This is a genomic window from Acinetobacter sp. 228, from assembly GCF_048147885.1.
Map to the genome: position 1 here is coordinate 1 of NZ_JAYWYV010000333.1, position 1,273 is coordinate 1,273.

At 37.7% G+C, this 1,273-nt stretch carries 2 protein-coding genes; one reads left to right on the top strand and one right to left on the bottom strand.

Annotation, left to right across the window (positions count from 1 at the left end):
* On the bottom strand, positions 1-310 hold a 310-nt coding region (locus VXQ92_RS18710), incomplete at its 3' end, for a LysR family transcriptional regulator (RefSeq protein ID WP_416682815.1).
* Positions 311-505: 195 nt separating this feature from the next.
* Between VXQ92_RS18710 and VXQ92_RS18715 the strand changes: the two genes are divergently transcribed.
* The gene (locus VXQ92_RS18715; RefSeq protein ID WP_001043294.1) at positions 506-1,192 is read left to right on the top strand and encodes a hydrolase; all 687 of its coding nucleotides are present in this window, start codon (positions 506-508) and stop codon (positions 1,190-1,192) included.
* Positions 1,193-1,273: the final 81 nt, after the last annotated feature.

A 1,273-nucleotide genomic window follows, 5' to 3' on the forward strand; every position in this document is an offset into this window, starting at 1 on the left:
TGCTAAAAGACATGGGCGTATTGAGCTTGAGTTCGCCTTCAGGATATTGCTGGTTATAGCTAATCTCGTAAGTTGCCCATTCAAATTCACTCAATATAACCTTGCAATGTTGGTAAAATTTTTCCCCACAACTGGTCAGATTCATTTGTCTGGTTGTTCGATTTAATAGCGTTGTTTTTAAATCATTTTCGAGGTAGCAAACACGTTTGGCTACCAAATCACGAGAAATATCGAGTGCTCTAGCTGCGCTACTAAAATTCCCATGTTCTACGACACTTACAAAAGTGGAAATACAGTCTAATCGATCCATGGATAACTAAAAATTAAAAAATATATATCCATGATTAAACTATAAAAATTAAAAAGCAATCATTGATTTGATTGTATCCATACAGGATACAGATTCGAGCTGTTTTGCTGTCTATGTTTTTACATTTTTATTTGTTTTGATAATAACCAGTAGGCAATTTTAAAAGCCTTATATAATGAATAATGGAGTTTAGACGTGAATAAATCACTTTTAGAACAACTATCACCAACCAATTGTCAGGTTATTTTTATTGATCACCAGCCGCAAATGGCTTTTGGGGTACAGTCAATAGATCGCCAAGTATTAAAGAATAATACTGTAGGGTTAGCAAAAGCAGCTAAAACATTCAATATTCCTGTCACGATTACGACAGTTGAAACTGAAAGCTTCTCTGGTCATACCTACCCAGAACTTTTAGATGTATTTCCAGATGCTCCTTTACTAGAACGTACTTCAATGAACTCATGGGATGATCAAAAAGTACGGGATTCGCTTGCAAGAAATAATCGTAAAAAAGTGATTGTTTCAGGTTTGTGGACTGAAGTGTGCAATAACACCTTTGCTTTTGGCGCCATGCTTGAAGGCGATTATGAGATTTATATGGTCGCAGATGCTTCAGGCGGTACATCGAAAGAAGCACATGACTACGCCATGCAACGCATGATTCAGGCAGGTGTTGTTCCGGTAACTTGGCAACAAGTATTACTCGAATGGCAGCGTGACTGGGCACACCGTGATACATACGATGCAGTTATGGCGATTGTACGTGAGCATTCTGGTGCTTACGGTATGGGTGTGGACTATGCCTATACGATGGTACATAAGGCACCTGAGCGTACAACATCAAAACACGAAGTACTTGCACCAGTTCCTGCAAAATAAGAAATAGTTGAGTTAAGGGTATTTCGATATTTAAGTTGATTTATTCGATTTTTGACTCTATTTGATAAGTGGAAAAGCCAT